This window comes from Cupriavidus phytohabitans (genome assembly GCF_000426345.1).
GTDB lineage: Bacteria > Pseudomonadota > Gammaproteobacteria > Burkholderiales > Burkholderiaceae > Cupriavidus.
Genome location: NZ_AUFE01000013.1, coordinates 69,616 through 95,826, shown reverse-complemented (window position 1 = coordinate 95,826; position 26,211 = coordinate 69,616). Strand labels below are relative to the sequence as shown.

Sequence of the window (26,211 nt, the reverse complement as noted above, 5' to 3'; positions counted from 1 at the left end):
GGCGGCCGCGGCCGCGCGCCGCCGCTCCACGACCATGTCCATGAATCGAACCAGACGCCTGGCACTGCTTTGCCTGGGCGCCCCATTGCTGCTGCAGGCGTGCGCCAGCGTGGCACCGTCGCGCGGCTTCGATGCCGGTGAATCCAGCGCAAGCCGGCAATACACCGGCCGCTTTTCGGCCAACTACCAGCGCTACGGCCGCGACGAAGGCGTGACCGGCAGCTTCCGCTGGGAAGAGCAAGGCCGCAACGTGCGGCTCGACCTGGTCTCGCCGCTTGGCCAGACGCTGGCGGTGGTCACTGCCACGCCGTCCGGCGCCACGCTGGACCTGCCCAACCAGCCGCCGCGCAATGCGCCTGAGGTCGACACGCTGATGGAAGAAGCGCTCGGCTTCGCACTGCCGGTGGCCGGCATGCGTGACTGGCTGCATGGCCGCGCCGCGCAGGGATCGCCTGCGCGCACTACGCGCGACGACCAGGGGCGCCTGTCGACACTGGCGCAGAACGGCTGGACCGTGCGCTACGTCGCATGGCAGGACACGCAGGCCGCAACCGCCGCCGCGGCGCAGCCGCGCCGCATCGACCTCGCGCGCGACTCCGGCGGCAATCCGCTGTCGGTGCGGCTGGTCATCGATACCGAGACGCCATGACCCCTGACCGGACCCCGGCACTGCCGCCGCCCGAACTGCGCGACTGCCCCGCGCCCGCGAAGCTCAACCTGTTCCTGCACGTGACCGGGCGCCGCGCCGACGGCTACCACACGCTGCAGACCGTGTTCCAGCTGGTCGACTGGTTCGACACGCTGCATTTCCGCCGGCGCGACGATGGCATCGTGGCGCGCGTCACGGACGTGCCCGGCGTGCCCGCCGACAGCGACCTCGTCGTGCGCGCCGCGCGCGCGTTGCAGGCGGCCACGGGCACCCCCTTCGGCGCCGACATCGAGATCGACAAGGTGCTGCCGATGGGCGGCGGCATCGGCGGCGGCTCGTCGGATGCCGCGACCACGCTGCTGGCGCTGAACCACCTCTGGGGCCTGGGCCTGTCGCGCGCGGAACTGATGCGCATCGGCCTCGAGCTGGGTGCGGACGTGCCGGTGTTCGTGTTCGGCCGGAACGCGTTCGCCGAGGGCGTGGGCGAGCAACTGACCCCGGTGGAGTTGCCCGAAAGCTGGTTCGTGGTCATCCATCCGAAACAACATGTGCCGACGTCTGAAATTTTTTCGGACCAGCGCTTGACAAGGGATACGCCCGTCTCCATAATTGCGGTCTTCGCTGCTCGCACAAACAAATTCGATTTCGGTCGCAACGACCTGGAACCGATAGCAACAGCGAAGTTCGGCGAAGTTGCCCGAGCCCTGGAATGGCTGAAGCAATACAATCAGCATGCCAGGATGACCGGTTCCGGAGCCTGCGTGTTTGCGCGTTTTCCTGACGCAAAGACAGCGCAGCAGGTTTTGGAAAGGTTGCCTCCCGAATGGGATGGCAGGTGTGTGAGGAGTCTGGCGCATCACCCGCTCGCAGCGTTCGCATAGCAAGTTATCGTTCGGCGCGGTACGGCAGGTAGGTACCACGAAGAACGGCCCGGTTGTGTAGGGGAGTCGCCAAGTTGGTCAAGGCACCGGATTTTGATTCCGGCATTCGAAGGTTCGAATCCTTCTTCCCCTGCCATTACTTCCTATAGTGTCCTAACGGTACACGATATCTTCCAGGTCACCGGCTTCGCCGGTGACACCAAGCTCCCCCAGCAGCAAGACAGGTGCCCCGAATGCGCAGCGAAGGCTTGATGGTATTTACCGGCAACGCCAACCCCAAACTCGCGGAGGCTGTCGTACAGCACCTCGGCATTCCGCTGGGCAAGGCCCAGGTTGGTCGTTTCTCCGACGGTGAAGTCCAGGTAGAAATCCAGGAAAACGTTCGCGGCAAGCACGTCATCGTGCTGCAGTCCACCTGCGCGCCGACCAACGACAACCTGATGGAACTGATGGTGATGGTCGATGCGCTCAAGCGCGCCTCGGCACGCAGCATCACCGCCGCCATGCCCTACTTCGGCTATGCCCGCCAGGACCGCCGCCCGCGTTCGGCGCGCGTGGCAATCTCGGCCAAGGTCGTGGCCAACATGCTGGAAGTCGCCGGTGTCGAGCGCGTGCTGACGATGGACCTGCACGCCGACCAGATCCAGGGCTTCTTCGATATTCCCGTCGACAACATCTACGCATCGCCGGTCCTGCTGGGCGACCTGCGCGAGAAGAACTACGGCGACCTGCTGGTGGTCTCGCCTGACGTCGGCGGCGTGGTTCGTGCGCGGGCACTGGCCAAGGAACTGAACTGCGACCTGGCGATCATCGACAAGCGTCGTCCCAAGGCCAACGTCGCCGAGGTGATGAACATCATCGGTGAAGTCGAAGGCCGCAACTGCGTCATCATGGATGACATGATCGACACTGGCGGCACACTGTGCAAAGCCGCCCAGGTGCTGAAGGAACGTGGCGCGCTGAAGGTGTTTGCGTACTGTACGCACCCGGTGCTGTCCGGCGGCGCCGCCGCCCGCATCGCCGACTCGTCGCTGGACGAAGTGGTGGTGTGCGACACCATCCCGCTGTCGGAAGAAGCGGCCAAGTGCGGCAAGATCCGCCAGCTCTCGACCGCCCCGCTGCTGGCCGAGACCTTCACCCGCATCGTCAAGGGCGACTCGATCATGTCGCTGTTTGCGGGTTCCTGATAGAATTTAGGGCTTTACCGCGTTGGCAGCCGTTATGCGACGGCCAACGTGGCTTGATCGGCGCTGATTCTCATTGTTAGCGCCGCAACGAGGCTGTCTGGTCGCGGACAGCCTTCTTTACTTTTGGAGTCATCATGAAAGTTGTCGCTTTCGAGCGTAGCGTACAGGGTACGGGTGCGAGCCGCCGCCTGCGCAATTCGGGCAAGACCCCCGGCATCATCTACGGCGGCGCCGCCGAGCCGAAGATGATCGAACTGGATCACAACGCGCTGTGGCACGCCCTGAAGAAGGAAGCGTTCCACTCGTCGATCCTGGACCTGGAAGTCGCTGGCAAGTCGGAAAAGGCCCTGCTGCGCGCATTCCAGATGCACCCGTTCAAGCCGCTGGTCCTGCACGTCGATTTCCAGCGCGTGTCGGCCAACGACAAGGTCCACGTCAAGGTGCCCCTGCACTTCATGAACCAGGAAACCGCTCCTGGCGTGAAGCTGGGCCACGGCCTGGTCAACCACATCGTCAACGACCTGGAAGTGTCGTGCCTGCCGGCCGACCTGCCCGAGTTCATCGAAGTGGACGTTGGCACGATGGAACTGGGCCAGACCCTGCACCTGGCCGACCTGAAGCTGCCGAAGGGCGTGACCGTCATCACCCACGGTGACGACAATCCCGCCATCGCCAGCATCTCGCTGCCGGCTGGCGCCGCTTCGGCCGCCGAAAGCGCCGAAGGCGAAGGCGAAACGCCGGCTGCCTAAGCTGCTGCCACAGCGTCCGCGGCCCATGGGCCGCGCCACGGAGAAAACCGCCGCCCTTCGCGGCGGTTTTTTTTCGACTCTGCCGAACCGGCACCTGGCCGGATTTTCGGTATCCTTGGCGCCTGTGGCGCAGCCCTGCGCGCCAACGAATCAGTCAATCGCATGATCAAGCTCATCGTCGGCCTCGGCAATCCCGGTGCGGAATACGAGGCCACCCGGCACAACGCCGGCTTCTGGCTGGTGGACCAGCTTGCCCGCATCGGTGGCGCCACGCCGCGCGTGGAAGGGCGCTTTCACGGGCTGGCCGCGCGCGCGCGGCTGTGGGACCAGGACATCTGGCTGCTCAAGCCCTCGACCTTCATGAACCGCTCGGGGCTGGCCGTGGTCTCGCTGGCACGCTTTTACAAGATCCTGCCCGACGAGATCGTCGTCGCCCACGACGAAATGGACCTGCCGTCCGGCACCGTCAAGCTCAAGCGCGGCGGCGGCGCGGGCGGCCACAATGGCCTCAAGGACATCTCGGCCCACCTGACCACGCAAGACTACTGGCGCCTGCGCATCGGCGTTGGCCATCCGCGCAACGCGCCTGGCGGCGCCGGCGCCGGCGCGGGCCGCGAGGACGTGGTCAACTTCGTGCTCAAGCCGCCGCGCAAAGAGGAGCAGGAAGCGATCGACGCCGCCATCGACCGCTGCATCGATCCGCTGGGGCTGCTGGCTCGCGGCGATGCCGAGCGCGCGATGGCGCAGTTGCACACCACGCGCTGACCTGTCGGCGCAGGCACATTTCCGCGACGCCGATGTGACACGGGCCGCATATACGGCCCGTTTGTCGTTGGCGCGCTGCAACTCTTATGTTGCAGACAAGCTGTCATCAAACTTCCACGGGCAGTCCCTACATTGCGGGGTTTCCACCGCGCCGGATCACATCGTAGCCGGCGCGCATGACAAACCCACAAAGAGAGGAAAGCCCATGTCGTACCTGACCGACGAAGCGCGCGCCGCCGGCCGTGCCGCCAAGCCTGACGTTGACGTGCCCGGCCAGCGGCTGGAAGACATCGTTGCTGCCAACCCGGCCCGCCGCCGGGTGCTGCGCGGCGGCGTGGGCCTGTCGCTGTTCTCCGCATTCGGCAGCGGCCTGTTGGCTGCCTGCGGCGGCGATGACGATCCTGCGCCCGCACCGGCGCCCGCACCGGCGCCCGCCCCTGGCCCGGCACCCGGCTCTGTCACGCCAAGCTACGACGTCACCTTCGAGCCGGTCGCCAAGTCGACCGCCGACGCTGTGGTGGTGCCGAACGGCTACAGCGTCGACGTGCTGTTTTCCGCGGGCGATCCGGTCGAGGCCGGCGCCACCGGCTATGCCGGCGCGTTCCAGTCGTCGGCCGAAACCGAGCGCCAGGCCGGCGGCAACCATGACGGCATGCACTTTTTCGCGCTGTCGGGTGTCGATCCGCAGAAGGGCGGCCTGCTCGCCATCAACCACGAACTGCCGGACTACAAGATCCTGTTTGCGGGCGCCACCTATGACGAAGCCACGGCCAGCCCCGAGCAGAAGCGAATCGCGCTGTCAGCGGTCGGCATTTCGGTAATCGAGGTCGAACTGGCTGCCAGCGGCAAGTGGCAGGTCAAGCGCGACTCGATTTACAACAAGCGCTACACCGGCAACACGCTGTACCGTGTGGGCGGCCCGGCCGCTGCCACCGTGGGGTCGACCGTGGTAGGCATGCTCAACAACTGCTCCAGCGGGTACACACCCTGGGGGACCTACCTGACCTGCGAAGAAAGCACGGACAACTACCTGGATAGGAACCAGGACGAGAAGGGATACGGCTGGGTGGTCGAGATCGACCCGTATGGCACATTGGGCGCGCCGGCCAAGCGCACCGCAATGGGCCGCTTCGACCATGAGAACGTCGCCTTCCTGACCGATGCCGGCAACCGGGTCGCCTTCTATATGGGCGACGACGGCACGCCGGGCTGCATCTACAAGTTCATCCCGGCAGCGGCATTCGATCCGAACAACCGCGCGGCCAACGCCAACCTGCTGGACAGCGGCACGCTCTACGTGGCGAAGTTCAACGCCGACGGCAGCGGGCAGTGGGTCGAACTCACGCAAGGCAAGAACGGCCTGACCGTTGGCGCCTCGGATCCGGGCAACTGGACCCAGTTCGCCACCGCGCCGGCACCGACCACGGTCGACTTCGCCACGCAGGCCGACGTCCTGATCAACACCAAGTCGGCCGCGCGCGTCGCCGGCGGCACGCTGATGGACCGCCCGGAATGGATCACGGTCGGCCTGGACAAGACCGTCTACTGCACGCTGACCAACAACAGCGGCCGCCAGCAGACCGACGCCGCCAATCCGCGCGTGCAGAACCTGCACGGCCACATCGTCCAGTGGAAGGAAGCCGGCGACTCGCCGCTGGCCACCACCTTCACCTGGAGCATCCTGCTGCAGGCTGGCGACCCGTCGCTGGCCACGGACAACCTGAAGGGCAACATCAATGGCGATACGTTCTCGAGCCCGGACGGCCTGCGCGTGGATCCGAAGGGCCGACTGTGGGTGCAGACCGACTCCAGCACCAGCTCGACGTACACCAACACCTTCGGCAACAACAGCATGTATTACATCTCGCCGACCGGGCAGTCGAAGCGCTTCCTGGTCGGCCCGACCGGTTGCGAGATCACCGGCATCGCCTACACGCCGGATCTGACCACCTGCTTCATCAACATCCAGCACCCGACCGGCCAGTGGCCGGACGCCGCCAAGCCGCCGCGCTCGTCGACCATCGTCGTGCGCCGCACGGACGGCAAGCCGATGGGTGCGTGACCGCGTAGTACCGCGTAGTACCGTGTAGTGCCGTAGTACCGTAGTAACTGGGGAAAAGTTAAGCCCCCGCCACCTTGCGGTGACGGGGGCTTTTTTTTGCCTCTGAGCGCGGTGCGAAATGCGAAGCGGAGCAGGCCAGGCCGGCGGATCAGGCCGCGTGCTTGGCCGCCGTCAGCAGCCGGTAACGCTGCATCAGCACCTCTTGCGACTCCACCCGGTTCGGATCCTTGGGGATGCAGGCGACCGGACAGACCTGCTGGCATTGCGGCTCGTCGAAGTGCCCGACGCACTCGGTGCACTTGTTGGGGTCGATTTCATAGATCTCGGGCCCCATCGAAATGGCTTCGTTCGGGCACTCGGGTTCACAAACGTCGCAGTTGATGCAGTCGTCGGTGATCATCAGCGCCATGGTGTTTCCTTCCTGCGGACACGCCCGCGCCCGACTGGCCGCGGTCTGACGTGTCTGAAAACGTATTTTATTCCGGTTTGGCGATTTTCTCTTGCAGCCAGCGCTCCACCGACGGGAACACGAACTTGCTGACATCGCCGCCCAGCACCGCGATCTCGCGCACGAAGGTGCCGGAGATGAACTGGTACTGGTCCGACGGGGTCAGGAACATGGTTTCCACGTCGGGCAGCAGGTAGCGGTTCATGCCCGCCATCTGGAATTCGTACTCGAAGTCGGACACCGCGCGCAGGCCGCGCACTATCACGCGCGCATTGTTCTTGCGCACGAAGTCCTTGAGCAGCCCGGCGAAACCTTCCACACGCACGTTGGGATAGTGCCCAAGCACTTCGCGGGCAATGCCGATGCGCTCGTCGAGCGAAAAGAACGGGCGCTTGTTGGGGCTGTGCGCCACGCCGACCACCAGTTCGTCGAAGATATTCGACGCACGGCGGACCAGATCCTCGTGTCCCCGGGTCATTGGATCGAAGGTGCCGGGATAGACCGCGATGACCATACTTCCTCCTTGATCTGCCCGCTGCCGGCCGTTGTGGCCGCCTCGTTCGCCGGCCGGACCGGCGTGGGTGCTGCGTCGCGAGCGTTGTGACAGCGGCGTAGTGTAACCCTAAATGCGCCGCTTGGAAGGCGCGCGGCGTACCGTTTTGCGGCACTGCACCCACGAATCCGTTTCGCAATCGGAAAGGCGCCCTTAGCGCATGGCGAAACAGGGGCTTGGCGCAATGCCGGGGCACGCCGTCAATCCGCGCCGCTACCGTGCTGTGGGTGCTGGCGGTGCTGCAGCAAATGGAAATGCACCGCGCCGGCGCGCGCATGGCGCACGATCTCGAGCGATGCCGGGACCGGGGCGTCGACGCCGGTCAGGGCATGGTCGGTTTCGACATAGACTGCGCCACCGGGCCGCAGCAGCCGCGCGGCGTGCTCCAGCGACGGGCCGATCCAGTCTTCGGCAAAGGGCGGGTCCAGGAACACCACGTCGAAGCTGCCGTCGGGCAGCTGCGCGGCAACCGTAAAGGCATCGCCCTGCACGACGCGCACCTGGCTGGCATCGAGCCGGTACTGGTTGTCGCGCAGTTGCTTGGCCACGCGGGCATTGGACTCCACCAGCGTCACTGCGGCAGCGCCGCGCGACGCGGCTTCGAAGCCGAGCGCGCCGGAGCCGGCGAACAGGTCCAGGCAGGCGAGCCGCGACAGGTCCTGGCCAAGCCAGTTGAACAAGGTCTCGCGCACGCGATCGGGTGTCGGGCGCAAACCCTGGGCGTCGGGCACGGGCAGCAGCGTGCGCTTCCAGCGCCCACCGATGATGCGGACCTGGGAAGGCGCCTGTCGCGGCACCGGGCGCGGAGGCCCTGCTGGAGAACGTGCGCCGGCTGCAGCGGAAGCTGGCGCGGAGGAAGGGGTACGCCCGCCGGGAGCGGGCGAAGGCAATCGGGAACGCGAATTCATCCCGTGATTGTAGAGCCTGCGGGCCGGTTCGCCGCACTAGCGCGTGGGGCGGCGCGCATAGGCCACCCTGCGCCGTGCGGCGATTGCATCACTGGCGCGATGCCGTGGGCGTACTGCCGACCGGACCGCCGACGATCACCGTGGCCATGCCGTCCGGACGCACATGGCGCTGGAAGGCCGCCCTGACCTGCTCACGCGTGACCTTGCCGACCTGCGCGGTCCAGGTGTCGAGGTAGTCCAGCGGCAGCCCGTACCAGCCGATATTGGCGACATTGGTCAGCAGCTTGCGGTTGTTGTCGATGCGCAGCGGGAAGCCGTTGATCAGGTTGTCCTTTGCCGCGCGCAGCTCCTTCTCGGTCGGCCCTTCGGCGACAAAGCGCGCCAGCACCTGGCGCACCAGCGCCAGCGCCTCGTCGGTCTGCGCTTTCTTGGTCTGCAGGCTGATGCCGAACGGCCCAGCCTGCTTCGACGGAGCGAAGTAGCTGTCGACACCGTAGGTCAGGCCCCGCTTCTCGCGCACCTCGTCGGTCAGGCGCGAACTGAAGCCGCCGCCGCCGAGCACGTAGTTGCCCACCAGCAGCGCGAAGTAGTCAGGGTCGCCGCGCGCGATCGACGGCTGGCCGATGGCCACGCTCGATTGCTGCGCCGGATGCGGCAGGCGCTGCTCGCTGGCCGGGATGTTGAGCTTCACCTGTGGCAGCGCCGGGGCGGCACCGCCCTGCGGCAGCCCGCGCGTAAGCCGCTCGGCAAGGGCTTCGGCCTGCTTGCGGTCGATCGCGCCGATCAGTGTCACCACCGCGCTCTGCGCGCCGTAGTTGTCACGCCAGAATTTGGTGATGTCATCGCGCGTGATCGACTGCACGCTCTCCGGCGTGGCCGCAATGCCGTAGGGATGGTCCGGGTACATGGCCTTGGACAGCGCCTTGTCGGCGATCACTCCCGGCTTGGTGTCGGCCTCGCGGATGGCGGTGATCAGGCGCTGCTTCTCGCGCCCGACCACAGCGTCGGGGTAGCTCGGCGCCTTGATCAGCTGCGCGGCCAGCGCCACCGACTGGTCCAGCTCGGGTTGCGCGGTCAACGTGCGCAGCCCGATGCCGCCGCGGTCGCCGCCCGCCGCGCCGCCGAAAGCGGCTCCGGTATCGGCGAAACCGTCGGCGATCTGCGCCTCGTCGCGTGCCGGCTGGCCGTCCTGCGCGGCCGCGCCCTTGTCCAGCAGCGCCGCCGTCAGCGTCGCCAGCCCGGCCTTGCCCGGCGGGTCGTAGCGGCTGCCGGCATCGAAGTCGATATTGACGTCGAGCATAGGGATCGACGGGCTGTGGACAAAGTACACGCGCGCGCCGGTGGACGCGGTCCAGTGCTCGATCGGGATCGCGGCCTGGGCCAGCTGCGCGGCCAGCAGCATGGCGGCGCCGAGCGCCGCGCCGGCCAGCGCGCGCAGCGTGCGGGGCCGCGCGTTGAATGAAGTGGCGGACTGGGACATCGTCATTCCTCAGTGGCGCAGGCCCGACGGGGCCTGGGTCTTGGGCTTGTTCGGATCGATCGGCTGCGGCAGCAGCGTGGCCACGGTCAGGTTGTCGTCGTTGAAATACCTGGCGGCGACGGCCTGCACCTGCGCCGGCGTGACGGCCTTGATCTTGTCGAGCATACGGTCGATCTGGCGCCACGAGATATCAGAAATCTCGGATACGCCGATCTCCATGCCTTGCCCGAACACCGAATCGCGCTTGTAGATCTGCCCGGCCACCACCTGCGCCTTGACCCGCTTGAGCTCTTCCGGCGAGACCCCTTCCTTGGCGATGCGCTGGATCTCGGCGCGCAGCGCGCGCTCGATCTCGTCGGTGCTGTGGCCGGTCGCTGGCGTGCCGTCGAGGACGAACAGCGACTCGCCGCGGTTGATGCTGTCGTAGCCGACGTTGACGTCGTCGGCCAGGCGCTGCTCACGCACCAGCTCGCGCGTCAGGCGCGCGTTGTCGTAGCCGTTGAGCACGGCCGCCAGGACTTCCAGCGCGTAGGGGTCGACGTCCTTCTCGACATCGCGCAGCCGCGGCACCTTGTAGGCCATCACCATGTACTGGTTCTCGGCCGGTGCCTTGACCCAGATGCGCTTGATGCCCTTCTGCTCCGGCTCTTCCTGGTCCTTGCGCAGCGGCAGCGTACGCGGCCTGAGCTTGCCGTAGTAGCGCTCGGCGAGCGCGCGCACCTCCTCGGCCTTGACGTCGCCGGTGACGATCACCATCGCGTTGTTCGGCACGTACCACAGGCGGTACCAGTCCTTGACGTCTTCGACGCGCATGTTGACCAGGTCATCCATCCAGCCGATCACCGGATGGCGGTACGCCGCGGCGGTATAGACGGTGGCGAGCAGTTGCTCGTAGACGGTGCCGCGGGAGGAGTCGTCGGTGCGCAGGCGGCGCTCTTCCATCACCACCTTCATCTCGCGGTCGAACTCGTCTTTCTTGATAATGAGATTGGCCATGCGGTCGGCCTCCAGCTCCATCATCTTCGGCAGGTACTGCTTGCCGACCTGCTGGTAGTACATGGTGAAGTCGCGGTTGGTCAGGGCGTTCTCGCGCCCGCCCAGTGCCGCCACCTGCTTGGAAAACTCGCCCACGCCGACCTTAGGCGTGCCCTTGAACATCATGTGCTCGAGCATGTGAGCCACGCCCGTGGTGCCGCTGACCTCGTCGATGCCGCCGACGCGGTACCAGATCTGGTGCGCCACCGTGGGCGCCCGGTGGTCTTCCTTGACGATCAGCCGCAGGCCGTTGGAGAGCCGGTACTCGGTGGTGCCATGCGCGGTGGCGCCGGCGGGGGCGGTCTGCGCGGAAGGCATCGGCGATCCGACCACGCCTTGCGCGCCGGCCGGCAACGACCAGGGCAGCAGGCCCAGCAGCAACGCCGGGACCAGAGCCGGAACGATGCGCCGCACCAGGCGCGCGGCGCCGGCCGGAAGTGTTGAGGAGGTAGGCTGGCAGTGCCGTTGGATGCGTGCTTGGGCACCTTCGGCGCCCGCCGCGGTCAGGACAGCGCAATGGTTCATGCGACCCCGTCTGCTAGAATTTTGCCGATCGATCCGCGCGGGCAGCATGCGCGCGCGGATCAGCCATGTAGCGAACTGATGTAGCGAACTATACGCAATCGCCGGCCGGGACCACAACGGGTTCTCCCCGACCTTCGCGATGTCAGCGTAAGCCCTTGATTATTAACCGGTCGCCTGCCGGCAATGTGCCACCAGGGTATCGGCCCCGGTATTGACTCCATTCCCCAATGTTTAGTTTCTGGAAGAAGCGCAAGGCCGAGCCCGCGTCCGTCGAGACGCCAGCCCCTACGCCTGCGCCCACCCCCGCGCCTGCCCCGGTCCCCGCCTCCGTTCCGGTCCCGACGCCGACTCCGGTTCCCGCCCAGGTGCCGCCCCCGGCGCCGGCCCCCGTGGCGTCCGCACCGGCCCCCGCCATCGAAACGCTTGAACTGGTCCCTCCACCCGCCACCAGCGCCGAAGCCCGGCAGGGATGGATGCACCGGCTGCGCACTGGCCTGTCCAAGACCAGCCGCAACATCGGCACGCTGTTCGTCGGCGTCAAGGTCGACGAGGCGCTGTTCGAGGAGCTGGAGACCGCGCTGCTGATGGCAGATGCCGGCGTGGAAGCCACCGAATACCTGGTGGCCGAGCTGCGCAAGCGGGTCAGGTCCGAGCGCATCGAGTCGGCAGAAGGCGTCAAGGCCGCGCTCAAGACACTGCTGACCGACCTGCTGCGCCCGCTGGAAAAGACCATGGCGCTGGGCCGCGAGCAGCCGCTGGTAATGATGATCGCGGGCGTCAACGGCGCCGGCAAGACCACCAGCATCGGCAAGCTGTGCAAGCATTTCCAGCGCTACGACCAGAAGGTGCTGCTGGCCGCCGGCGACACCTTCCGCGCCGCCGCGCGCGAACAACTGTCGATCTGGGGCGAGCGCAACAATGTCACCGTGGTGGCGCAGGAAAGCGGCGACCCCGCGGCGGTGATCTTCGACGCGGTCAATGCGGCCAAGGCGCGCGGCATCGACATCGTGATGGCCGATACCGCCGGCCGCCTGCCGACGCAGCTGCACCTGATGGAGGAGCTGAAGAAGGTCAAGCGCGTCATCAGCAAGGCCATGCCGACCGCGCCGCATGAGGTGCTGCTGGTGATCGACGCCAATACCGGCCAGAACGCGCTGCAGCAGACGCGGGCCTTCGATGATGCGCTGGGACTGACCGGCCTGATCGTGACCAAGCTGGATGGGACTGCCAAGGGCGGCATCCTGGCGGCGATCGCGCGCCAGCGCCCGGTGCCGGTGTACTTCATCGGCGTGGGCGAGAAGGTGGAGGACCTGCAGCCGTTCAAGGCGGAGGAGTTCGCCGAAGCGCTGCTGGGCTGATACGGCTATCAGACAAAAACGCCCCGGCATTGACCGGGGCGTTTTGCTTGCGAGTGCGAATGCTTATTCCGCGTCCGGCTGCGACTTCGGCTCCGCCTTCTGGAATGCCTCCATCTCCATGCACGCCTCATAGATCTTCGCGATCGTCGGATAGCGGCTCACGTCGACATTGAAGCGCTGCGCGTTGAACACCTGCGGCACCAGGCAGACATCGGCCAGCGTCGGCGTATCGCCAAGGCAGAATCGCCCCGCCTTGCCGGCGCGCGCCAGGTTGGCCTGCAGCGACTCGAAGCCCAGCTCGATCCAGTGGCGGTACCATGCGTCCTTGACCTCATCGGTCACGCCTACCTTGTGCTTCAGGTATTTCAGCACGCGCAGGTTGTTCAGCGGATGGATCTCGCACGCGATTTCCTGCGCCAGCCCGCGCACATAGGCGCGGTCCAGCGCCGTGCCGGGCAGCAGCTTGGGCTCGGGATGGACTTCGTCCAGGTACTCGACGATGGCCAGCGATTGCTGCAGCACGTTGCCGTCGTCGGCCAGCGCCGGCACCAGGCCGTCCGGGTTCACCGCGCGGAATTCTGGCTTGAGCTGCTGGCCGCCGTCCTTGAGCAGGTGCACCGGCACGTATTCGTACGGCAGCCCTTTCAGTTCCAGCGCGATGCGCACGCGGAACGAGGCCGAACTGCGGAAGTAGCTGTAAAGCTTGAGCATCGGATCAGACTACCTTGATGGTGAGATCGCCCACGCCGCCGACGTGGCATTGCATGACATCGCCCTTGACCACCGGGCCCACGCCTTCGGGCGTGCCGCTGAAGATCAGGTCGCCCGGCTGCAGTTCGAACAGTTTCGACAGGTACGACACCATCTCCGGCACCGACCAGATCAGGTCGGACAGGTCACCGCGCTGCTTTTCCGCGCCGTTGACCGACAGCGTCACCTCGCCCTTCTGCGGGTGGCCGATGGCCGAGACCGGCACGATCGGGCCGATCGGCGCCGACTTGTCGAAGGCCTTGCCGGTCTCCCAGGGGCGGCCGGTCTTCTTGGATTCGTTCTGCAGGTCGCGGCGGGTCATGTCGAGGCCCACGGCGTAGCCGAACACGTGCTGCGCGGCGCTTTCCACCGGGATGTCGCGCCCGCCCGTGCCGATCGCCACCACCAGCTCCACTTCATAGTGGCAGTTGCTGGTGCCCGGCGGGTACGGGAACGCGCCTTCGGTGCCGTCGGCGACGTAGCTGACCGCGTCGGACGGCTTGCAGAAGAAGAACGGCGGCTCGCGGTCGGGGTCCGAGCCCATTTCGCGGGCATGGGCAGCATAGTTGCGGCCGACGCAGTACACGCGGCGGACCGGGAAGCTAGCGTCGCTGCCACGCACCGGCACGCCAACAGGAGCCGGCGGGGCGAACACGAATTCGGTCATGCATCTCTCCAGACTTTTTCTGATTGGTTCCGCGGCACGGGATGCGGGGTGTGCGTCGCGGCGTCGCCAGCAGACGCCCCCGGCGCGGCAGGGCAACAGGATACACCGCACGCGGTAGCCTGCGTACGACGGCATACAATGAATCCAGGCGCGCTGCACCATGGCAGTGCGGCGTGGACCGCCTCGCACCCGGCGCGAATCTTGCATGGCGCACTGCAACAGAATGAAGCCATGACCCGACGCCATCCGCCCCCATCACCATCGACGCCAGCCCCCGCCGCCGCCGGCAGGACGTTGCGTATCCTGCTGGTGCGCGATCCCCTTGACGCCAATCCGCTTAACGTCGAAACCATCCGCAACGGACTGGTCAGCGCCGGCTTCAGCGAGATCCAGATCGTCGACGCCGACCTGCACTTGCCGGACGTGATCACCGCCACCCAGCCCGACATGCTGATCATCGCCTCGGAATCGGCCGCGCGCGACACCATCGAGCACGTCTGCGTCTCGACCCAGCATGCCCCGCGGCCCATCGTGCTGTTCACCGACAACGATGACAGCCAGCGCATCAAGGCCGCGCTGTCGGCGGGTATCACGGCCTATATCGTCGATGGCCTGCGCGCCGAGCGCGTCAAGACGGTGCTCGACGTCGCCTACGCCCGCTTCGAGCTGGACCAGCAGCTGCGCGCCGAGCTCGACGCCACCCGCCTCAAGCTGGCCGAGCGCAAGGTGGTCGAGCGCGCCAAGGGCCTGCTGATGCAGGCGCGCGGCATCAGCGAGGACGAGGCCTACAAGCGTCTGCGCAGCATGGCGATGGAGCGTGGGCTGAAGCTGGTCGATGCCGCCCAGCGCGTGATCGACGTGATGGGCTGACGCCCACCCACCTGCCAGCCACGGGGCGCGCCAGCCCGAGGCTGGTGCAGGGCAGGATCCTGGCGCCGCCCCAAATCGAGCCGTCCACGCACCGCCCACGCACCGTCCCCGCACCGTCCCCGCACCGCCCCCCGCGACACTGCCCCGGGATGCGGCAGCGCAGCCGGCGCACGCACCGCGTTCGCTCATTTCGTTCAGAAGCGTCACTCCATCGGCACGGCGCCGCCCTGAAATGCTGCACCGCACAGGCTGGCACACGCCTTGCGATATGCACGCATCGGCCAACGGCGGCCGATCACAATTTAGGCGGACACAGCCAACGCAGGCTGCGTCACGCCATGGACAACGGCGTCCCTGCACCGTACGGACTTCTGGCGAAGCCGGCCACGGACGGGGACGCTTTTTTCTTGGAGTTTCGCAATGCCCTCTCGCCTCAGGATTGCCAAGCCGCTGCACGCGGCGGTGAACGCCTCTGAAGCCGCCTCGGCGGCCGCTGCCGACGCGGTGCCGGCCAGCAGCGGCCGCCGCCGCGCGCTGGCAACCATCGCCGGCGCCAGCGTGATGACGCTGGTCGACCCGCTGGTGCGCGCCGGGGCGTGGGCGGCGGGCTCGGACGCCCCCGAGAAGACCGACGTGCGCATCGGCTTCATCCCGCTGACCGACTGCGCTTCAGTGGTCATGGCGTCCACGCTTGGCCTCGACAAGAAATACGGCATCAAGATCACGCCGACCAAGGAAGCCTCGTGGGCCGGCGTGCGCGACAAGCTGGTCAACGGCGAACTCGACGCCGCGCACGTGCTGTACGGCCTGATCTACGGCGTGCAGCTCGGCATCGGCGGCCCCAGGAAAGACATGGCGGTGCTGATGAGCCTGAACCACAATGGCCAGGCCATCACGCTGTCGTCGAAGCTGGCCGAAAAAGGCGTGCGCGACGGCGCCAGCCTGAAGGCGCTGATGGTCAAGGAAAAGCGCGACTACACCTTCGCGCAGACCTTCCCCACCGGCACGCATGCGATGTGGCTGTACTACTGGCTCGCTGCCAACGGCATCAACCCGATGCAGGACGCCAAGGCCATCACCGTGCCGCCGCCGCAGATGGTGGCCAACATGCGCGTGGGCAACATGGACGGCTTCTGCGTGGGCGAGCCCTGGGGCGCGCGCGCCATCGCCGACAAGATCGGCTTTACCGCCGAGACCACGCAGTCGATCTGGAAGAACCATCCGGAGAAGACGCTCGGCACCACGGCGGAATTCGTGCAGAAGTACCCCAACACCGCGCGCGCGATGGTGGCCGCGGTGCTGGAAGCATCGAAGTTCATCGACGCTTCGGCCTCCAACCGCCGCAAGACCGCCGAGACCATCGCCGCCAAGTCCTACGTCAACACCGACATGGACATCATCCTGGACCGCATGCTCGGGCGCTACAGCAACGGCCTGGGCAAGACCTGGGACGATCCCGATGCGATGAAGTTCTACCAGGACGGCAGCGCCAACTATCCGTTCCTGTCGGATGGCATGTGGTTCCTGACCCAGCACAAGCGCTGGGGCCTGCTGAAGGATCATCCCGACTACCTCGCCGTGGCCAGGCAGGTCAACCGCATCGACATCTTCAGGCAGGCCGCCACCGCGGCGCAGGTGCCCCTGCCCAAGAGCGACTTCCGCACCGCGAAGCTGATCGACGGCGTGGTCTGGGATGCCACCAAGGACCCGAAGGCATATGCCGACGGCTTCAAGATCAAGGCCGGCGCACAGAACGCTTGACCACAGGCCACCACTTCCCCACCGATCCGCAGCGCCCCTGCATAAAGGAGCCCGACGTGAATGCCATCGCCCACACCGCGCCTGAAGGCGCCAATGCCGCCAAAGTCGCCGCCACCGAGACCGACACCAAGGAACGCGCACGGCGGCGCGAGCTGGAAATCGCCGCGCAGGAACGGCGCGCACAACGCCGCGCACAACACCAGGACATGCTCGGCGCCCTGGCGCGCAAGGCCGTGCCGCCCGCACTGGGCTTTGCCCTGTTCGTGCTGGCCTGGCACGGCATCGCCACGCTGATCCCGGCGATTCCCACGCCGGGCGCAACGTGGAACGCGGCGGTGCCACTGTTCTCCGACCCGTTCTACCGCAACGGCCCCAACGACCAGGGCATCGGCTGGAACGTGCTGGCGTCGCTGGCGCGCGTGGCCACGGGCTTCGGCCTGGCGGCCGTGATCGGCATCCCGGCAGGCTTCCTGATCGGGCGCTTTGCGTTCCTGAACGCGATGGCGTCGCCCGTGATCAGCCTGCTGCGGCCGGTCTCGCCGCTGGCCTGGCTGCCGATCGGGCTGCTGCTGTTCAAGGCCGCCAACCCGGCAGCGATCTGGGCCATCTTCATCTGCTCGATCTGGCCGATGGTGATCAACACCGCCGTGGGCGTCACGCGCGTGCCGCAGGACTACCTGAATGTCGCGCGCGTGCTCGACCTGTCGGAGTGGAAGGTGTTCACGCGGGTACTGTTTCCCGCGGTGCTGCCCTACATGCTGACCGGCGTGCGGCTGTCGATCGGCACCGCGTGGCTGGTGATCGTCGCGGCCGAGATGCTGACCGGCGGCACCGGCATCGGCTTCTGGCTGTGGGACGAGTGGAACAACCTGAAGGTGGAGCACATCGTGATCGCGATCTTCGTGATCGGCATCATCGGGCTGATGCTCGAGCATGCTTTGCTGGCACTGGCACGGCGCTTCAGCTACGGCGCCAACTAAGAGCGAGGGAGAGACGCCATGGACAAGTTTGTCAGCATCGAGAATGTCGGACAGACCTTCAAGACGCGCAAGGGGCCGTTCGTCGCCTTGCGCGACATCAACCTGCAGATTGCCGAGGGGGAGTTCATCACGCTGATCGGGCACTCGGGCTGCGGCAAGTCAACGCTGCTGAACCTGATCGCCGGACTGGCCACGCCGACCACCGGCGCGCTGATCTGCGCGGGGCGCGAGATCGCCGGCCCCGGGCCGGAGCGCGGCGTGGTGTTCCAGAACCATTCGCTGTTGCCCTGGCTGACCTGCTTCGAGAACGTCTACCTGGGCGTGGAACGCGTGTTCGGCGCCAGCGAGAGCAAGGCCGGGCTCAAGGCGCGCACGCGCGAGACGCTGGCACTGGTGGGCCTGACGCACGCCGAGGGCAAGTACCCGCATGAGATCTCCGGCGGCATGAAGCAGCGCGTCGGCATTGCCCGCGCGCTGGCGATGGCGCCCAAGGTGCTGCTGATGGATGAACCCTTCGGCGCGCTCGATGCGCTGACGCGCGCGCACCTGCAGGACGCGCTGCTAAAGATCGTCGACCAAACCCGCAGCACGGTGGTGATGGTCACGCACGATGTGGACGAGGCCGTGCTGCTCGCCGACCGCATCGTGATGATGACCAACGGCCCGGCCGCCACCATCGGCGAGATCCTCAAGGTCGACCTGCCTCGTCCGCGCGACCGCGTGGCGCTGGCCGACGACAAGGACTACCACGCCTGCCGTACCGCGGTGCTGGACTTTCTCTACCGCAAGCAGCGCAATCCCGCACTGCAGGAGGCAGCCTGAGCGTGCTCCCCGCCGTCGCGCCCGTCGGCGGCGATGGGCGCGACGGCGCTGCTCCGCTATCATGAACCCAGAACCGACTCCTCCCCACGCCGCCATGACCACGCCAGCCAACCCGTTTTCCGCCGCCCGCTATATCAAGGAGGTCGGCCGTGGCGTCAACGGCGCGCGGGCACTGCCGCGCGACGATGCCAAGATCCTGTTCGACGCGATGCTGGCCGGGCGCGTGTCCGACCTCGAGCTGGGCGCGATCCTGATGGCCTACCGCATCAAGGGCGAGGCCCCGCACGAGCTGGCCGGCATGCTCGAGGCGGCCCATGAACACTGCCAGCCGCTGCCCGCGCCGCCCGAGCGCCCGGTGGTGGTGATCCCCAGCTATAACGGCGCGCGCAAGCAGCCGAACCTGGTGCCGCTGCTGGCGCTGCTGCTGGCTCGCGAAGGCATCCCCGTACTGGTGCACGGGACGCGCGTCTTCAATGACCGCGTCACCAGCATGACCCTGTTCGAGGCGCTGGGTATTCCTTTGTGCGCCAGCACGGCCGAAGCCTCGGCACGGCTGCGCGAGACTGGCGGTGACGGACCGCTGGCGGTGCTGCCGGTCGATGTGCTGTCACCCGGCCTGTCGCAGCTGCTGGAGCGGCGCACGGTGATCGGATTGCGCAATTCCTCGCATACCGTGGCCAAGATGCTGCAGCCGGTTGGCGAGCACACGCCGGCCGAGGCATTGCGCCTGTACAGCTATACCCACCCGGAATACCGCGAAACGCTGACCGACTATTTCTCCCACGAGCCGGCCAACGTGCTGCTGGCACGCGGCACCGAAGGCGAAGTGGTCGCCGATGCGCGACGCAACAGCCGCATCGACTGGTTGCATGAAGGGCATCAGCAGACGCTGGTCGATCCCACCGGCGGTTCGCTGGCTGAAGTACCGGAACTGCCGCCCGGCAGTGATGCCGGCCTGACGGCAGCATGGATCCGGCGCGTGCTCGATGGCACCGTGCCGGTGCCGGCACCGATCGCCACACAGGTCGAAGCCATCCGCGAGTGCCTTAAGCTGGGCACCCGCGTCACCTGGGCCAGTCCGGTCTGAGCCAGGCGGCTCAGGGCTTGCGCGCTGGCAGCGGGATGCGCTCGCGCTCGTCGCCCGGCACGCGCGGGAACTGGTCGTCCTCCCAGAGTTTGGCGGCAGCCTCGATGGCCTCCTTGCTGCTGGCCACGAAATTCCAGTAGATAAAACGGCGGCCGTCGGTGGCATCGCCGCCCAGCAGCATCACGCGCGATGGCGCCGTCGCCATCAGCGTGGCCGGCTGCCCGGGCGTCAGCACCACCATGTGCTCGGCCGGCAGCGGCTCGCCGTCCAGGGACACCGCGCCGTCCACCGGGTAAATGCCGCGTTCCGCATGCTCGGCCGGAATTTCTACGCTCGCGCCGGCGTCCAGTTTGATCGCCACGTACAGGGTGCGGCTGAAGACCTTGACCGGCGAAGTCTTGCCGAAGGCATCGCCGGCGATCACCACCATGTGCACCCCTGGCCGCTCGACGCGCGGCAACGTTGCCGCAGGATGGTGGGAGAAGGAAGGTTCGTCGGTTTCGTGCGACTTCGGCAATGCCACCCATGTCTGGATGCCGTGCAGGCGCGCGCCTTCGGCTCGGACGTGATCGGGCGAGCGCTCCGAATGGACGATGCCGTGGCCGGCGGTCATCCAGTTGACGTCGCCCGGCCGGATCGCCTGCTCGCTGCCGAGGCTGTCGCGGTGAATGATCTCGCCTTCGAACAAGTAGGTGACAGTCGCCAGCCCGATATGCGGATGCGGACGTACATCGGCACCCTCTCCCGGCGGCATCTGCACCGGCCCCATGTGGTCGAAGAAGATAAACGGCCCGACCGTCTGGGTCGCAGCGGCCGGCAGCAGGCGGCGCACGGTGAAATCGCCCAGGTCGCGCACATGCGGCTTCAGCAAGTGTTCGATAGCAGACATAACTCCTCCAGTGTGAGAGAGGCTCGCAAGCATGCCAGCTTGCCGCCGCTTGCGTCGAGTGTAGGCGCTGGCGAAACGAAGCATTCCATTCGCATGCAGAACCGGCGGCCGCACACTCGCTCTAACCAAAGGTGTGCCAAGCCTCGGGTGTCCCTGGCGCCGCTTCATAGCTCATCAGCTATGTAATATGTAAAGTCGATCGAAGGGAACTATCAAGGTCATTGGGACTCCAATTAGCACTCACCCGGTTGGAGTGCTAAGATGTGTTTCAATGCCGCCGCCGCTCCCTCTCCCATAAGGAAGCGCGGGGCATGACCCGGCAATCCAACCGCCGGATGCGAAAGGAGCGATTGAGTGAACGCAGTCTTGTCTGCCGACCAAACCCTGACGACTACCCGTCTGCCGACGGCGCCCCATAGCGGGAGCAGCTTTGCGCTGACCTTCCCGGCGACCGTGGGCAATCTCGACAGCTATATCCAGGCTGTCCACCGGATTCCGTTGCTGACCGCGGAGGAAGAGCAGCGCCTGGCGCGCGATCTGCGCGATAACGATTCCGTCGATGCCGCCCGCCAGCTGGTGATGTCTCACCTGCGCCTGGTGGTGTCGATCGCCCGGCAGTACCTGGGCTATGGCCTGCCGCATGCCGACCTGATCCAGGAAGGCAATATCGGCCTGATGAAGGCCGTGAAGCGCTTCGATCCCGAGCAAGGCGTACGCCTGGTCTCGTATGCGATGCACTGGATCAAGGCCGAGATCCACGAGTACGTGCTGAAGAACTGGCGCATGGTCAAGGTGGCGACCACCAAGGCCCAGCGCAAGCTGTTCTTCAACCTGCGCAGCCACAAGCAGGGTTCGCACACGTTCACGCCGGAGCAGGTCGAGGCCGTGGCGCGCGAGCTGAACGTGAAGCCGGAAGAAGTGATGGAGATGGAAACCCGCCTGTCGGGCGGCGACCTCGCGCTGGAAGGCCAAGTCGACGACGGCGAAGAGGAATTCGCCCCCATCGCCTACCTGGCGGACAATCACAACGAGCCGACGCGCGTGCTGGAAGCCAAGCGCCAGGACCGCATGCAGGTCGAGGGCCTGGAAGAAGCGCTGGGCCGGCTGGACGAGCGCAGCCGCCGCATCATCGAGGCACGCTGGCTGAACGTGTCCGACGACGGCTCGGGCGGCGCCACGCTGCATGAGCTGGCCGCCGAGTTCGGCGTCTCGGCGGAGCGCATCCGCCAGATCGAAGCCGCGGCGATGAAGAAGATGAAAGGGGCGCTGCAGGCCTTTGCCTGATCCGGGGCACCCATGCAAAAAGCCGGTCCAGCAGGACCGGCTTTTTTTCGTCTTGGCCACCTTGGTGCGACGTTATGCCGCACCGCGCGGATACCTGAGGCGTCAGGAAAGCAGCTGCTTCAGGTCGTGCGCGATCGGCTCGGGCCCCTGGCCGTGGCGGATGAACAGCCGCAACCGACCCTCCGGATCGAACACATAGCTGCCGGCCGAGTGATCCACCGTGTAGTTGTTGGGCGAGCTGCCCGGCACCTTGGCGTAGAACACCTTGAAGTCCTTGGCCAGCTTCTGCAGCGCGGCGTCGTCGGCCGGGCGCAGCCCCAGGAAGCGCGGGTCGAACGCCGGCACGTACTGCGCCAGCAGCGCCTGCGTGTCGCGCTCCGGATCGACAGTGACGAACAGCACCTGGACACGGTCGGCATCCGGACCCAGCTGCTCCATCACTGCCTTGAGCTCGGCCATGGTGGTCGGGCACACGTCCGGACAATGGGTGTAGCCGAAGAACATCACCACCGCCTTGCCCTTGAAGTCGGCAATGGTGCGGACCTTGCCGTTGTGGTCAGGAAGCGAGAAATCCTTGCCGAAGTCCGCGGCGCCGCTGATGTCGACATTGCGGAACGATGCCTTCTGCTGCCCGCAGGCGGCCAGCGCCAGCGCGAGCGCGGCGAGCAGGGAAAAGCGGCGGAAGGCGGCGAACAGGCCGGAAGCGGGTCTGGGCATGCGCGAAAGCTTGTGGGTAGCGGTCAGCAGTGGAAACGTCGGCGAAAGCACCCAGTATCGCCGATGGCGCCGCAGCGCCGCGCCGGCCGCGACAAGATGCCGCAGCCCGCAGCGTGGCAAGGCAGGTCAGACCTGCGGCACGAACTTGAAGTAATGGTCGACCAGCAGCGCCGCGAACAGCAGCGACAGGTACAGGATCGAGAAGCGGAAGGTGCGTTGCGCCAGCTCGTCCGAGTAGTTGCGGTACATCTTCCACGCGTAGGCCAGGAAGCCGCCGCCCAGCGCCAGCGCGGCCGCCAGGTAGATGTAGCCGCTCATGCCGTAGACGAACGGCAGCAGCGTCGCCGCGATCATGATCAGCGTGTACAGCAGGATATGCAGCAGCGTGTAGCGCTCGCCGTGGGTCACGGGCAGCATCGGCAGGCCCGACTTGGCGTAGTCGGCGCGGCGGTACAGCGCCAGCGCCCAGAAGTGCGGCGGCGTCCACGTGAAGATGATCAGCACCAGGAACCAGGCCTCGGCCGGCACCTCGCCGGCAACGGCGGCCCAGCCCAGCGCCGGCGGCATCGCGCCCGACAGCCCGCCGATGACGATGTTCTGCGGCGTGGCCGGCTTGAGCAGGATCGTGTAGACCACCGCATAGCCCAGGAACGTGGCAAAGGTCAGCCACATCGTCAGGTCGTTGGCGAACTCGTGCAGCATCCACATGCCCGCGCCGCCCAGGATCGCGGAGAACACCAGCGTCTGTGCCGTGGTGATCTCACCCGTGGCGGACGGGCGCCAGGCGGTGCGGCGCATCAGCGCGTCGATCTTCTGCTCGACCAGGCAGTTGATGGCGAAGGCGGCGCCGGCAAGCAGCCAGATGCCGGCGGCACCGCCGATCAGCACGCGCCACGGAACCATGCCGGGCGTGGCCAGGAACATGCCGATGATGGCGCAGAAGACTGCCAGCTGCGTCACGCGCGGCTTGGTCAGGGCGGCATATTGTCGGGACAGGTGCCGTATCCGGCTCAGCTTGCCCAGCGAATGGGGGTGTGTAGCGGTAACCACGGAAGGGGTCTTGTCTTTCATGTGGCGCGGGCAGCGTTCGGCACAGGGGCGGGAGCGCGGGCAGCCCGGGTCGCGAGCCCTATATTGTAGTGGAGGCGGACCAGCAGCAGCAGGAGCACCGCCGCGCCGCCGTTATGGGCGACCGCGGCGACAAGGGGCCAGTCGAACACGATATTGGACATCCCGGTCGCGAGTTGCAGCACCAGCATGCCGAGCAGCCAGCCTGCCTGCCGGTGCAGCCCCTCCAGCCGGCGCGCACGCAAGCCGAACCACGCCAGGTAGCCCAGCACCACGAATGCGAAGCCCCGGTGCACCCAGTGGATCGCCACCAGCGCCGCGTGCGGAATGTAGTCCCCATCGGCCGTCATGCCAAGCTGGCGCCACAGCGTGAAGCCGTGCCGGAAATCCATCTCGGGCACCAGCTGCCCGTTGCACAGCGGGAAATCCGTGCAGGCAAGCACCGCATAGTTGGTGCTGACCCAGCCGCCCAAGAAGATCTGGACCGCCAGCAGCAGCAGGCCGATGCGCACCGGCCAGTGCAGCCGCACCGCCTGGGGCGCGACCGGGTGCGGCGGGTCGCTGCGCGAGCCCAGCCGGATCAGCGCCGCCAGCAGGCCCATGCCCAGCATCAAATGCGTGACCACGATGATCGGCTGCAGCTTCATGGTCACGGTGAACGCGCCGAACGCACCTTGCACGCACACCAGCACCAGCACGCCGGTGGCGAACCACGGCGACTGCTTCAGCTCGCGGCGCTTGACCCAGGCCAGCACCATCAGCGCGATGATCAGCACGCCCACTGCCATGGCGAAGTAGCGATGGATCATCTCGATCCACGCCTTCATCAGCGTCACCGGGCCGCTGGGCAGCGCGGTCTCGGCCGCATGGATCGGCTCCATCGCGGCGTGCGGGTTGGAGTGGCCGTAGCAGCCCGGCCAGTCCGGGCAGCCCAGGCCGGAGTCGGTCAGCCGCGTGAAGCTGCCGAACATGATCAGGTCCAGCGTCAGGAACGCGGTGATCCAGACCAGCTTGCGGTACTTGTTGCGATCGCCCTTGACCAGCACGTAGCTGAGCGGCAGCAGTGCGATCAGGACGCCGATGATGGCCAGTTGCAGCAGCATGCCCGTCCCCTTAGCCGATGCGCGAGACCTTGAGCAGCTTCTTCAGGTCGCCGCTCAGCTTCTTGGGGTCCGGATCCTGCGGGAAGCGCATCATCAGGTTGCCGAGCGGATCCACCAGGAAGATGGTGTCCTCGGCACGCTTGCCCGCTTCGGCCGGCAGCCATTGCTGCGCCACCTGCCGGTCGATGCGCAGGAAACGCACGCCGGCATAGGGCTCGTTGTAGGCGGCGCGCAAGCGCTCGTCGACCTTGCCGTCATCGGTGATCAGCCACACCGGCACGATGCGCTCGCGGTCCTGTCCCTGCCCGGCGCGGATCTGGCGGATGGTGAAGAGCTTTTTGGCGCAGGCTTCATCGCACGCGGATGGATCGGCCGTCACCAGCAGCCACTTGCCGCGGTACTGCTCCAGCGGCACGGCGTTGCCCTGCTCGTCGGTGACGCGCACCGGCGGCATCGGCCGTTGCGGATCGACCAGCGCGCCGTAGTTGGTGGCGCCGCCCCTGGGCTTGATGACGTAGTAGGTGAAGTAAGAGGCGATCACCGGCGAGGCGCACACCAGCAACAGCATCAGCATCTGCAGGCGGCCGCGGCGCGTGCGCGCGTCGATGCGGGGATCCTGCGGCGTGGCCTGGATCGCCGGGGCTGGGTCTTGCTGTGCCATGGGAGTACGTCCGTCCTTTTTCATCTGCAGTCAGGGCTCGTCCGGGAACCTGCCCGGGGCGAGCCTGCCCTTCGTTCATGCGTTGTTGCGGGCCACGGGCGATGCCGCGCGCCGGCGCGCGCGCCAGCCCAGCACGGCCACCAATACCACCGCCAGCGCGGCCAGGCCGAACCACTGGAAGGCATAGCCATAGTGCCGGTCCGCGCCCGCGTCGGCCGGCGCCCAGTCGCGAGCGAGGCCGTCGCCGGTATCGTTGCGCTGCGCTACCACCAGCGGCTGCAGCGCCAGCCCGGTTTCGGCGGCGTAGTCGGCGATTTCCAGGTTCTGGCGGATCTTGCTGCCGGCCTCGGCGCTGGCCGCCTGGCCCAGGCCATACACCCGCGGCACGGCCGCCAGTGCCGTGCCTTCGACGGTCACCTCGCCCTCGGGCGTCGGGAACGGTGCGATCCGGGTGCGGTCCTGTGCATCGCGCGGCAGCCAGCCGCGCAGCACCAGCACCGCCCGCCTGGCGCCCGCAGCCCCTTGTGCCGGGCCGATCACCAGCGGCGTGACCACCAGGAAGCCGGCACGGCTGTCGCCGCTGCGGCCACCCGTGCCGTGGGGGCGATTATCCAGCAATACGGTATGGGCCGTGTCGAAACGCCCCGTGACCCGGACCCTTCGGTCCGTCACAACTTGTGACAGCGGCGCGGCGCCCAGCTCCACCGGCGGCTGCGCCGCCAGCGCCTGCAGCCGCGCGGCGCGCGCCTCTTTCTCGTGCGCGCGATTGAGCTGCCAGTTGCCAAGCACGGCGGTCACGGCGATCACCACCAGCGCGGCGGCCAGCGGCAGCACGCCGAGGATGCGGCCCGCCTTCATTGCGCCGACATACCCGGCGGCATGCACGCGGGCACGGTGCGATAATGTGCAGAACCGTCATCCATCGCGGCCACTACTACGAGACTGCGGCAAG

General features: G+C 66.9%; 26 protein-coding genes and 1 tRNA gene. 14 read left to right on the top strand and 13 right to left on the bottom strand.

Translation table 11 applies throughout. The features are described from left to right. Positions 1–40: 40 nt before the first annotated feature. From lolB to K309_RS0112665, 7 genes are all read left to right on the top strand, one after another. Positions 41–649 (top strand): lipoprotein insertase outer membrane protein LolB, encoded by a 609-nt coding sequence (gene lolB / locus K309_RS0112695; protein ID WP_029046768.1) that lies wholly within the window; start codon positions 41–43, stop codon positions 647–649. Then, positions 646–1,530 (top strand): 4-(cytidine 5'-diphospho)-2-C-methyl-D-erythritol kinase, encoded by an 885-nt coding sequence (gene ispE / locus K309_RS0112690; RefSeq protein ID WP_029046767.1) that lies wholly within the window; start codon positions 646–648, stop codon positions 1,528–1,530. Before lolB ends, ispE begins: the two co-directional genes overlap by 4 nt. Before the next feature lie 59 nt (positions 1,531–1,589). Beyond that, positions 1,590–1,666: transfer RNA gene (locus tag K309_RS0112685), tRNA-Gln, on the top strand. A 97-nt stretch (positions 1,667–1,763) separates the two neighbouring features. Beyond that, complete coding sequence (locus K309_RS0112680; RefSeq protein WP_029046766.1) at positions 1,764–2,717, top strand: ribose-phosphate pyrophosphokinase; 954 nt, start codon at positions 1,764–1,766, stop codon at positions 2,715–2,717. 134 nt (positions 2,718–2,851) lie between these two features. Further along, positions 2,852–3,466: a 50S ribosomal protein L25/general stress protein Ctc gene (locus K309_RS0112675; RefSeq protein WP_029046765.1), complete on the top strand. Its 615-nt coding sequence runs from the start codon at positions 2,852–2,854 to the stop codon at positions 3,464–3,466. Positions 3,467–3,628: 162 nt separating this feature from the next. Then, the gene (gene pth, locus K309_RS0112670) at positions 3,629–4,231 is read left to right on the top strand and encodes an aminoacyl-tRNA hydrolase (protein ID WP_029046764.1); all 603 of its coding nucleotides are present in this window, start codon (positions 3,629–3,631) and stop codon (positions 4,229–4,231) included. 205 nt (positions 4,232–4,436) lie between these two features. Next, positions 4,437–6,293, top strand: a complete 1,857-nt coding sequence (locus tag K309_RS0112665; RefSeq protein WP_029046763.1) for a PhoX family protein — start codon at positions 4,437–4,439, stop codon at positions 6,291–6,293. A gap of 148 nt (positions 6,294–6,441) precedes the next feature. Here the strand turns inward: K309_RS0112665 and K309_RS0112660 are convergent, their stop codons facing one another. The 5 genes from K309_RS0112660 to K309_RS0112640 all read right to left on the bottom strand — a co-directional run bounded on the left by K309_RS0112660 (position 6,442) and on the right by K309_RS0112640 (position 11,242). Further along, the gene (locus K309_RS0112660) at positions 6,442–6,702 is read right to left on the bottom strand and encodes a YfhL family 4Fe-4S dicluster ferredoxin (protein ID WP_029046762.1); all 261 of its coding nucleotides are present in this window, start codon (positions 6,700–6,702) and stop codon (positions 6,442–6,444) included. Between the two features lie 67 nt (positions 6,703–6,769). Further along, complete coding sequence (gene coaD, locus K309_RS0112655; RefSeq protein WP_029046761.1) at positions 6,770–7,255, bottom strand: pantetheine-phosphate adenylyltransferase; 486 nt, start codon at positions 7,253–7,255, stop codon at positions 6,770–6,772. A 239-nt stretch (positions 7,256–7,494) separates the two neighbouring features. Next, positions 7,495–8,202, bottom strand: coding sequence for a 16S rRNA (guanine(966)-N(2))-methyltransferase RsmD (gene rsmD, locus K309_RS0112650; protein ID WP_029046760.1), 708 nt, complete (start codon positions 8,200–8,202; stop codon positions 7,495–7,497). Between the two features lie 88 nt (positions 8,203–8,290). Then, positions 8,291–9,682, bottom strand: a complete 1,392-nt coding sequence (locus K309_RS0112645) for a M16 family metallopeptidase (RefSeq protein WP_029046759.1) — start codon at positions 9,680–9,682, stop codon at positions 8,291–8,293. Between the two features lie 9 nt (positions 9,683–9,691). Then, complete coding sequence (locus K309_RS0112640) at positions 9,692–11,242, bottom strand: M16 family metallopeptidase (RefSeq protein WP_029046758.1); 1,551 nt, start codon at positions 11,240–11,242, stop codon at positions 9,692–9,694. A 227-nt stretch (positions 11,243–11,469) separates the two neighbouring features. Here K309_RS0112640 and ftsY point away from each other — a divergent pair, with 227 nt between their 5' ends. Continuing rightward, on the top strand, positions 11,470–12,600 hold the full coding sequence (ftsY, locus tag K309_RS0112635) for a signal recognition particle-docking protein FtsY (protein ID WP_029046757.1): 1,131 nt from the start codon (positions 11,470–11,472) through the stop codon (positions 12,598–12,600). A 63-nt stretch (positions 12,601–12,663) separates the two neighbouring features. Here ftsY and maiA read toward each other — a convergent pair whose 3' ends face one another. Together maiA and K309_RS0112625 are read right to left on the bottom strand one after the other, a co-directional pair. Next, positions 12,664–13,311 carry a maleylacetoacetate isomerase gene (maiA, locus tag K309_RS0112630; RefSeq protein ID WP_029046756.1) on the bottom strand — a complete coding sequence of 216 codons (648 nt, stop codon included), beginning with the start codon at positions 13,309–13,311 and terminating at the stop codon, positions 12,664–12,666. Between the two features lie 4 nt (positions 13,312–13,315). Beyond that, positions 13,316–14,017 carry a fumarylacetoacetate hydrolase family protein gene (locus K309_RS0112625; RefSeq protein WP_029046755.1) on the bottom strand — a complete coding sequence of 234 codons (702 nt, stop codon included), beginning with the start codon at positions 14,015–14,017 and terminating at the stop codon, positions 13,316–13,318. Positions 14,018–14,248: 231 nt separating this feature from the next. Here K309_RS0112625 and K309_RS0112620 point away from each other — a divergent pair, with 231 nt between their 5' ends. The 5 genes from K309_RS0112620 (at position 14,249) to ybiB (ending at position 19,537) form a co-directional block, all read left to right on the top strand. Continuing rightward, complete coding sequence (locus K309_RS0112620) at positions 14,249–14,887, top strand: ANTAR domain-containing response regulator (protein WP_029046754.1); 639 nt, start codon at positions 14,249–14,251, stop codon at positions 14,885–14,887. Between the two features lie 420 nt (positions 14,888–15,307). Next, positions 15,308–16,648, top strand: coding sequence for a CmpA/NrtA family ABC transporter substrate-binding protein (locus K309_RS0112615; protein WP_029046753.1), 1,341 nt, complete (start codon positions 15,308–15,310; stop codon positions 16,646–16,648). 56 nt (positions 16,649–16,704) lie between these two features. After that, on the top strand, positions 16,705–17,628 hold the full coding sequence (gene ntrB, locus K309_RS0112610) for a nitrate ABC transporter permease (protein ID WP_029046752.1): 924 nt from the start codon (positions 16,705–16,707) through the stop codon (positions 17,626–17,628). An 18-nt stretch (positions 17,629–17,646) separates the two neighbouring features. Beyond that, positions 17,647–18,450 (top strand): ABC transporter ATP-binding protein, encoded by an 804-nt coding sequence (locus tag K309_RS0112605; protein ID WP_029046751.1) that lies wholly within the window; start codon positions 17,647–17,649, stop codon positions 18,448–18,450. A gap of 94 nt (positions 18,451–18,544) precedes the next feature. After that, positions 18,545–19,537, top strand: coding sequence for a DNA-binding protein YbiB (gene ybiB, locus K309_RS0112600; protein ID WP_029046750.1), 993 nt, complete (start codon positions 18,545–18,547; stop codon positions 19,535–19,537). A gap of 10 nt (positions 19,538–19,547) precedes the next feature. On the opposite strand, the gene K309_RS0112595 is transcribed toward ybiB, so the two are convergent. Continuing rightward, positions 19,548–20,426, bottom strand: coding sequence for a pirin family protein (locus K309_RS0112595; RefSeq protein WP_029046749.1), 879 nt, complete (start codon positions 20,424–20,426; stop codon positions 19,548–19,550). A gap of 354 nt (positions 20,427–20,780) precedes the next feature. On the opposite strand from K309_RS0112595, the gene rpoH reads away from it, so the two are divergent. Beyond that, entirely contained in the window at positions 20,781–21,710 is a 930-nt protein-coding gene (gene rpoH / locus K309_RS0112590) for an RNA polymerase sigma factor RpoH (RefSeq protein WP_029046748.1), read from the top strand. A gap of 102 nt (positions 21,711–21,812) precedes the next feature. Here rpoH and K309_RS0112585 read toward each other — a convergent pair whose 3' ends face one another. The 5 genes from K309_RS0112585 to K309_RS0112565 all read right to left on the bottom strand — a co-directional run bounded on the left by K309_RS0112585 (position 21,813) and on the right by K309_RS0112565 (position 26,117). After that, positions 21,813–22,427 carry an SCO family protein gene (locus K309_RS0112585; RefSeq protein ID WP_029046747.1) on the bottom strand — a complete coding sequence of 205 codons (615 nt, stop codon included), beginning with the start codon at positions 22,425–22,427 and terminating at the stop codon, positions 21,813–21,815. 126 nt (positions 22,428–22,553) lie between these two features. Then, a complete protein-coding gene (gene cyoE / locus K309_RS0112580) occupies positions 22,554–23,498 on the bottom strand; it encodes a heme o synthase (protein ID WP_029046746.1) in 945 nt (314 codons plus the stop codon). After that, positions 23,495–24,598, bottom strand: coding sequence for a COX15/CtaA family protein (locus K309_RS0112575; protein ID WP_029046745.1), 1,104 nt, complete (start codon positions 24,596–24,598; stop codon positions 23,495–23,497). The genes cyoE and K309_RS0112575 overlap by 4 nt, the downstream gene beginning before the upstream one ends. A gap of 10 nt (positions 24,599–24,608) precedes the next feature. Beyond that, a complete protein-coding gene (locus K309_RS0112570; protein WP_029046744.1) occupies positions 24,609–25,259 on the bottom strand; it encodes an SCO family protein in 651 nt (216 codons plus the stop codon). 75 nt (positions 25,260–25,334) lie between these two features. Then, a complete protein-coding gene (locus tag K309_RS0112565; protein WP_029046743.1) occupies positions 25,335–26,117 on the bottom strand; it encodes an SURF1 family protein in 783 nt (260 codons plus the stop codon). Positions 26,118–26,211 lie beyond the last annotated feature (94 nt).

What these genes read in the sequence shown, in the direction of transcription:
- ispE (WP_029046767.1), top strand. Translation starts at nt 646, where the DNA reads ATGACCCCTGACCGGACCCCGGCACTGCCGCCGCCCGAACTGCGCGAC.
- K309_RS0112620 (WP_029046754.1), top strand. Translation starts at nt 14,249, where the DNA reads ATGACCCGACGCCATCCGCCCCCATCACCATCGACGCCAGCCCCCGCC.
- ftsY (WP_029046757.1), top strand. Translation starts at nt 11,470, where the DNA reads ATGTTTAGTTTCTGGAAGAAGCGCAAGGCCGAGCCCGCGTCCGTCGAG.
- lolB (WP_029046768.1), top strand. Translation starts at nt 41, where the DNA reads ATGAATCGAACCAGACGCCTGGCACTGCTTTGCCTGGGCGCCCCATTG.
- K309_RS0112570 (WP_029046744.1), bottom strand. Translation starts at nt 25,259, where the DNA reads ATGGCACAGCAAGACCCAGCCCCGGCGATCCAGGCCACGCCGCAGGAT.
- K309_RS0112675 (WP_029046765.1), top strand. Translation starts at nt 2,852, where the DNA reads ATGAAAGTTGTCGCTTTCGAGCGTAGCGTACAGGGTACGGGTGCGAGC.
- maiA (WP_029046756.1), bottom strand. Translation starts at nt 13,311, where the DNA reads ATGCTCAAGCTTTACAGCTACTTCCGCAGTTCGGCCTCGTTCCGCGTG.
- K309_RS0112680 (WP_029046766.1), top strand. Translation starts at nt 1,764, where the DNA reads ATGCGCAGCGAAGGCTTGATGGTATTTACCGGCAACGCCAACCCCAAA.
- ybiB (WP_029046750.1), top strand. Translation starts at nt 18,545, where the DNA reads ATGACCACGCCAGCCAACCCGTTTTCCGCCGCCCGCTATATCAAGGAG.
- K309_RS0112660 (WP_029046762.1), bottom strand. Translation starts at nt 6,702, where the DNA reads ATGGCGCTGATGATCACCGACGACTGCATCAACTGCGACGTTTGTGAA.
- K309_RS0112665 (WP_029046763.1), top strand. Translation starts at nt 4,437, where the DNA reads ATGTCGTACCTGACCGACGAAGCGCGCGCCGCCGGCCGTGCCGCCAAG.
- K309_RS0112625 (WP_029046755.1), bottom strand. Translation starts at nt 14,017, where the DNA reads ATGACCGAATTCGTGTTCGCCCCGCCGGCTCCTGTTGGCGTGCCGGTG.
- K309_RS0112605 (WP_029046751.1), top strand. Translation starts at nt 17,647, where the DNA reads ATGGACAAGTTTGTCAGCATCGAGAATGTCGGACAGACCTTCAAGACG.
- K309_RS0112615 (WP_029046753.1), top strand. Translation starts at nt 15,308, where the DNA reads ATGCCCTCTCGCCTCAGGATTGCCAAGCCGCTGCACGCGGCGGTGAAC.
- K309_RS0112565 (WP_029046743.1), bottom strand. Translation starts at nt 26,117, where the DNA reads ATGAAGGCGGGCCGCATCCTCGGCGTGCTGCCGCTGGCCGCCGCGCTG.
- K309_RS0112585 (WP_029046747.1), bottom strand. Translation starts at nt 22,427, where the DNA reads ATGCCCAGACCCGCTTCCGGCCTGTTCGCCGCCTTCCGCCGCTTTTCC.
- K309_RS0112575 (WP_029046745.1), bottom strand. Translation starts at nt 24,598, where the DNA reads ATGCTGCTGCAACTGGCCATCATCGGCGTCCTGATCGCACTGCTGCCG.
- K309_RS0112595 (WP_029046749.1), bottom strand. Translation starts at nt 20,426, where the DNA reads ATGTCTGCTATCGAACACTTGCTGAAGCCGCATGTGCGCGACCTGGGC.
- pth (WP_029046764.1), top strand. Translation starts at nt 3,629, where the DNA reads ATGATCAAGCTCATCGTCGGCCTCGGCAATCCCGGTGCGGAATACGAG.
- K309_RS0112640 (WP_029046758.1), bottom strand. Translation starts at nt 11,242, where the DNA reads ATGAACCATTGCGCTGTCCTGACCGCGGCGGGCGCCGAAGGTGCCCAA.
- coaD (WP_029046761.1), bottom strand. Translation starts at nt 7,255, where the DNA reads ATGGTCATCGCGGTCTATCCCGGCACCTTCGATCCAATGACCCGGGGA.
- K309_RS0112645 (WP_029046759.1), bottom strand. Translation starts at nt 9,682, where the DNA reads ATGTCCCAGTCCGCCACTTCATTCAACGCGCGGCCCCGCACGCTGCGC.
- cyoE (WP_029046746.1), bottom strand. Translation starts at nt 23,498, where the DNA reads ATGAAAGACAAGACCCCTTCCGTGGTTACCGCTACACACCCCCATTCG.
- rsmD (WP_029046760.1), bottom strand. Translation starts at nt 8,202, where the DNA reads ATGAATTCGCGTTCCCGATTGCCTTCGCCCGCTCCCGGCGGGCGTACC.